Source organism: Elstera litoralis (assembly GCF_000963705.1).
Taxonomy (GTDB): domain Bacteria; phylum Pseudomonadota; class Alphaproteobacteria; order Elsterales; family Elsteraceae; genus Elstera; species Elstera litoralis.
Genome location: NZ_LAJY01000442.1, coordinates 1 through 5,204 on the forward strand (window position 1 = coordinate 1; position 5,204 = coordinate 5,204).

6 protein-coding genes are annotated in these 5,204 nt (G+C 63.1%); all 6 read left to right on the forward strand.

Annotated features, from left to right (window positions below; all coding sequences use genetic code 11):
- The first annotated feature begins 10 nt into the window (after positions 1 to 10).
- Positions 11 to 568, forward strand: coding sequence for a ribosome recycling factor (gene frr, locus VZ95_RS15405; RefSeq protein ID WP_045776645.1), 558 nt, complete (start codon positions 11 to 13; stop codon positions 566 to 568).
- 20 nt (positions 569 to 588) lie between these two features.
- Positions 589 to 1,362, forward strand: coding sequence for an isoprenyl transferase (locus tag VZ95_RS15410; protein ID WP_045776646.1), 774 nt, complete (start codon positions 589 to 591; stop codon positions 1,360 to 1,362).
- Positions 1,363 to 1,715: 353 nt separating this feature from the next.
- Positions 1,716 to 2,204, forward strand: coding sequence for a phosphatidate cytidylyltransferase (locus VZ95_RS15415; RefSeq protein ID WP_408606101.1), 489 nt, complete (start codon positions 1,716 to 1,718; stop codon positions 2,202 to 2,204).
- A complete protein-coding gene (locus VZ95_RS15420) occupies positions 2,201 to 3,370 on the forward strand; it encodes a 1-deoxy-D-xylulose-5-phosphate reductoisomerase (RefSeq protein WP_045776648.1) in 1,170 nt (389 codons plus the stop codon). The genes VZ95_RS15415 and VZ95_RS15420 overlap by 4 nt, the downstream gene beginning before the upstream one ends.
- Positions 3,371 to 3,382: 12 nt before the next feature.
- Positions 3,383 to 4,501: an RIP metalloprotease RseP gene (rseP, locus tag VZ95_RS15425; RefSeq protein WP_045776649.1), complete on the forward strand. Its 1,119-nt coding sequence runs from the start codon at positions 3,383 to 3,385 to the stop codon at positions 4,499 to 4,501.
- Positions 4,502 to 4,619: 118 nt separating this feature from the next.
- Positions 4,620 to 5,204: POTRA domain-containing protein (locus VZ95_RS15430; RefSeq protein WP_045776650.1), on the forward strand; the 585-nt coding region annotated here is incomplete at its 3' end.

Sequence of the window (5,204 nt, forward strand, 5' to 3'; positions counted from 1 at the left end):
GATATAAGCGATGGCTACTCCCGATCTCAGCGATGTGAAGCGCCGCATGGATAGTGCGGTCGACACCCTTAAGAAAGAACTCAATGGTTTGCGCACCGGGCGTGCCTCGGCCAATCTTCTCGATCCGATCATGGTCGAATCCTACGGCTCAATGATGCCGTTGAGCCAGGTCGGCACCGTCAGCGTTCCCGAACCGCGCATGCTGACCGTGACGGTGTGGGACAAGGGTACGGTGAAAGCCGTTGAAAAGGCGATCCGCGAAGCGGGCCTGGGGCTCAATCCTTCGACCGATGGCACCTTGGTGCGCGTCCCGCTGCCGGAACTCAATCAGGAGCGCCGGCAGGAACTGGTGAAGGTCGCCGGGAAATATGCCGAAAGCGCCCGCGTTGCTGTCCGCAATGTGCGCCGCGACGGGATGGATATGCTGAAGAAGGCCGAAAAGGCGAAGGAAATTAGCGAAGACGAGCAAAAGAAGCTCGCCGACGATATCCAGGGCTTCACCGACGCCCATATCAAACAGATCGATCAGACGCTTGCGACCAAAGAAAAAGAAATTATGCAGGTTTGAGCGCGTCCAGGTTTCGCATCATGACGGGAATCCCGTCCGATTTGGCCCCTCCGGCCCATCAGGCTGTGCTTGCGGCGGGTCTCGATCCGGCGGCCCTGCCGCGCCATCTCGCCATTATCATGGACGGCAATGGCCGCTGGGCGCGGGCGCGCGGGCTGCCGCGCATCGCAGGGCACCGCAAAGGGGCCGATGCGGTGCGCGAGCTTGTGACCCATTGCGCCGAGTTCGGGATTCCCTATCTCACCCTCTATAGTTTTTCGTCGGAAAACTGGAAGCGGCCCTTGGCGGAAGTCGAGGGGCTGATGGGCCTGCTGCGGCGCTATCTTCAGTCGGAAATCGATACGCTGCATCGGCAGAATATCCGCTTTCGGGTGATCGGCACACGGGAGCGGCTGTCCGACGATATTCAGAAGCTGATTGCGGCGTCGGAAGAGAAGACGGCGCAGAACAGCGGCCTTACGCTGGTGCTGGCGCTCAGTTACGGCGCGCGGGAAGAGTTGGTTCAGGCGGCGCAGCGGCTGGCCTGCGCCGTGCGAGCGGGCAGCCTAGCCCCCGAAGCGATCACCGAAGCGATGATCTCCCAGCATCTCACCACCGCCGATATGCCCGATCCCGACGTCGTGTTGCGCACCAGCGGCGAGCAGCGCTTGAGCAACTTCATGCTCTGGCAGGCGGCCTATGCCGAGTTTATTTTCGTCGATACCCTCTGGCCGGATTTCGATAAGACGGCACTGATTACGGCCTTGCGCGCCTATGGGCGGCGGGATCGGCGGTTCGGGGGCGTAGATGGTTAGCCCGGCGGGTGCCACGCCCAAAATCCGTTTCCGGCTGCGGCGTCCGACGAAAGCGCTGATGCTGCGTCTGGTCTCGGCGGCCTTTCTGCTACCGCCGACGATTCTTGCCATTTGGATCGGCACCCCCTGGTTCGATCTGCTCTTGGCGGGGGCGGCGGGGGCAATGGGCTGGGAATGGGCACGGATGACCCTGGGGCCGCAGGCGCGCCCGCTCGGTTCTTGGGCGCTGGCGGGTGGCTGCGCCAACCCTAGTGGCGGCGGTCGCGCTCGATACGGATTTTCTGACGCTGGCGATTCTGCTGGGGTCGGGAATTCTCATCGCGCCGCTGGTGGCGGGCTTCAGCCGGGGCAAGATGCCCGCGCTTTACACAATCGGCTTTCCCGTAATTTCAATCAGTTGCACCTGCTGGGTTTGGCTGCGCGTGATGCCGGACGGTCGCGAGATGGTGCTGTGGCTAATGGGGGTGGTTTGGGCGACCGATACGGGGGCCTATTTCGTTGGGCGAATGATCGGCGGACCGCGCCTCGCGCCGACGATTTCCCCGAATAAAACCTGGGCTGGCCTGATCGGTGGCATGGCGGCGGCGGCGGGGATTGCGGCGCTGATCGGCAGCGCCGTTGGCGGCTCCGGGGCGGTGCTGGCGCTGTGGGGGGGGCTCGCGGTCGTGGCCCAAACCGGCGATCTGGCCGAATCGGCCCTGAAGCGCCACGCGGGCGTTAAGGATTCCGGGCGGATGATCCCCGGTCACGGCGGCATTCTCGACCGGGTCGACGGGTTGATGCCGGTCGCCCTGGTGCTGGTGCTGCTCGTTGCGTTTTTTGGATGGAGTCTCACGCCATGAGCGGGGCCAAGCGACGCGTTACCATCCTCGGGTCCACGGGCTCGGTCGGGCAAAGCACCCTCGACGTGATCCGCTATCACGGGGACCGTTTCGCGCTGGAAGCCCTGGTGGCGGGCAAGAATGTCGACGCCCTTATTCGCGATGCGCGGGCGTTTCAACCGCGCCTCGCCGTGATTGCCGACGATGCGGGCTATGCCGCTTTGCGCGATGGGCTGGCGGGCACGGGGATCGAGGTTGCGGCGGGCGATGCTGCGGTTGTGGCGGCGGCTGAACGGCCCGTCGATATTCTGATGGCGGCGATTGTCGGCGCGGCGGGGCTCGCGTCGACGCTGGCGGCGCTGGAGCGCGGCACGAGTGTGGCTTTCGCCAATAAGGAAGTGCTGGTTTCGGCGGGCGATCTCGTTATGCAAACCGTCGCCCGAACCGGCGCACGGCTATTGCCGGTCGATAGCGAGCATAACGCCATTTTTCAGGTGTTCGAGACCGAGGGACGCGCGGCGATCGAGAAGATTTTGCTGACGGCCTCCGGCGGCCCGTTCCGCACCTGGACGGCGGCGGCGATGGCGGCGGCAACCCCGGCGCAGGCGGTAGCCCATCCCAATTGGTCGATGGGCGCGAAAATCTCGGTCGATAGCGCGACGATGATGAATAAGGGGCTGGAACTGATCGAGGCCCATTACCTCTTCGCCATGCCCGAGCCACAAATCGAGGTTCTCATTCACCCGCAGTCGGTGGTCCATAGCGCGGTCGTCTATTGCGACGGCTCGGTGCTGGCGCAATTGGGCTCACCCGATATGCGCACGCCGATTGCTTATGCCCTGGGCTGGCCGGAACGATTGGCCGTGCCGGTCGCAAAACTCGATCTGGTGGCGCTCGGGGGGCTTACCTTCGAAGCGCCGGACGAAACGCGCTTTCCGGCGTTGCGCTTAGCGCGGCAGGCCTTGCGGGCGGGGGCGGGAGCCCCAACTTTGTTGAATGCGGCGAACGAGGTGGCCGTCGCCGCCTTTCTGGCGAACCGTTTGCCCTTCGCGGCCATCGCCGAATTGGTGGCGCGCGTGCTAGAAACCGTGCCGGGGCAGGTGCCGGATAGTCTCGATGCGGTGCTGGCGCTGGACGCGGCGGCACGGCGCGCGGCGGAAGGCCTCATTCGCCAAATGGCAGCCTGAGCAGGATATAAGATGCAGATTCTCGCCGACTATCTTCTTCCCTTTGTGGTCATTCTGACCGTGCTCGTGTTCGTGCATGAATATGGTCACTATTGGGTCGCCAAACGCGCCGGGGTGAAGGTGGAGGTTTTCTCCATCGGCTTCGGGCCGGAACTGTTTGGCTGGACGGCAAAAGACGGCGTGCGCTGGAAATTCTGCGCACTGCCACTCGGCGGCTACGTTAAAATGTCGGGCGATATGAACCCGGCGAGCGTTGGCATCGACGACCGCCCGATGACGGAGGCGGAACGCCAGGGCGCGTTTCAGTATAAATCCCTACCCTGGCGGGCGGCGATTGTTGCGGGCGGGCCATTCGCGAATTTCGCCTTTGCCATCATTCTGCTTACTGGCCTGTTCGTTTTCGTCGGGCAGCCTGTGACCTCCCCCGTGATTGGCACGGTAGTGGAGGGCGCTCCGGCGGCAGCGGCGGGGCTTGCCGTGGGTGATAAAGTCGTGTCGGTTGATGGGCAAAGCGTCGAGCGGTTCGAGGATATTCAGCGCGTCGTGCAGGCGCGCCCTGGCCAAACGCTGCCGATTGCTGTGGAGCGGGGCGGTAGTACGCTGACGCTGCCGGTGAAAACCGGGGTGCGGACCATCGAAGACCGCTTCGGCGGCACTCAGCAACTCGGGTATCTCGGCATCGGGGCCGGGGCGGGCCAGATGGTTCAGCACGATCCGTTCACGGCGGCGGGCCAAGCGGTCAAGGAAACTTGGACGATTACCACGGGCACGCTGCACGCTTTGGGGCAGATGATCCGGGGCGAGCGCGATACCAAGGAAATCGGTGGCGTGCTGCGCATTGCGCAAATGTCCGGCGAAGTGGCGCGCACGAGTGCCGTCAGTGTCGTCTGGTTTCTGGCGCTGCTCTCGATTAATCTCGGTCTTATCAATCTGATGCCGGTGCCGGTGTTGGATGGCGGCCATCTGCTGTATTATGCAGCGGAAGCCGTGTTTCGGCGGCCCTTGGGCAAACGGGTGCAGGAGGTTGGCGCGGCCATCGGCCTAACCGCCATTCTGTGTTTGATGGTTTTTGCCACCTGGAATGATCTTGTGCAGTTGCGAGTCTTTGCGTGGGTGGCTTCCTTGGTGTAGGACTTCCTGGGTCTAGGATTTGGGGCGAGGACGGAGTAGAGATGCGATGACGGCTCGACGCCCCACGGATGGGCGCTTCCAGAACGGGAGCGCTGAAATTACTCGCGCGCAACGGCAGATGATGACACGGACTAGAAATCGAACCGCCCTGCTTCTGGCCGGGGTAGCCTGGACTGCCAGCGTGATTGCGCCGCAGATGGTTTTCGCTCAGGGCCAAGGCCCGGCTGCGCCCGCAGCGCGCCCAGCCCCTCAGGCCGCGACCAGCGCGCCGCAGGTGGTGATCCAGACCATTCGTGTCGAAGGCACCCAGCGCATCGAACCCGATACCGTGCGCAATTATCTCAATATCCGCTTAGGCGAGCCGGTCACGGCGGATATTGTCGATAAGTCGCTGAAAACCCTGTTCGCCACCGGCCTGTTCGCCGACGTGAGCGTGGGGATTGATCGCGGCGATATTCTGGTCGTCCGCGTGGTGGAAAACCCGATCGTCAACCGTATCGCCTTCGAAGGGCTGGATAAGCTCGAAGAAAAAGACCTGCTGGCCGAAATGCAGTTGCGTCCGCGCGTTGTTTATACGCGCAGCAAGCTTCAGGCCGATGTGCAGCGCCTGCTGGATATTTATAAGCGCAACAGCCGTTTTGCCGCCGCGATTGAGCCGAAGATCATTCAGCTCGATCAGAACCGTGTCGATATTGTCTTCGAA

What these genes read in the sequence shown, in the direction of transcription:
- VZ95_RS15415 (WP_408606101.1), top strand. Translation starts at nt 1,716, where the DNA reads ATGCCCGCGCTTTACACAATCGGCTTTCCCGTAATTTCAATCAGTTGC.
- rseP (WP_045776649.1), top strand. Translation starts at nt 3,383, where the DNA reads ATGCAGATTCTCGCCGACTATCTTCTTCCCTTTGTGGTCATTCTGACC.
- frr (WP_045776645.1), top strand. Translation starts at nt 11, where the DNA reads ATGGCTACTCCCGATCTCAGCGATGTGAAGCGCCGCATGGATAGTGCG.
- VZ95_RS15420 (WP_045776648.1), top strand. Translation starts at nt 2,201, where the DNA reads ATGAGCGGGGCCAAGCGACGCGTTACCATCCTCGGGTCCACGGGCTCG.
- VZ95_RS15410 (WP_045776646.1), top strand. Translation starts at nt 589, where the DNA reads ATGACGGGAATCCCGTCCGATTTGGCCCCTCCGGCCCATCAGGCTGTG.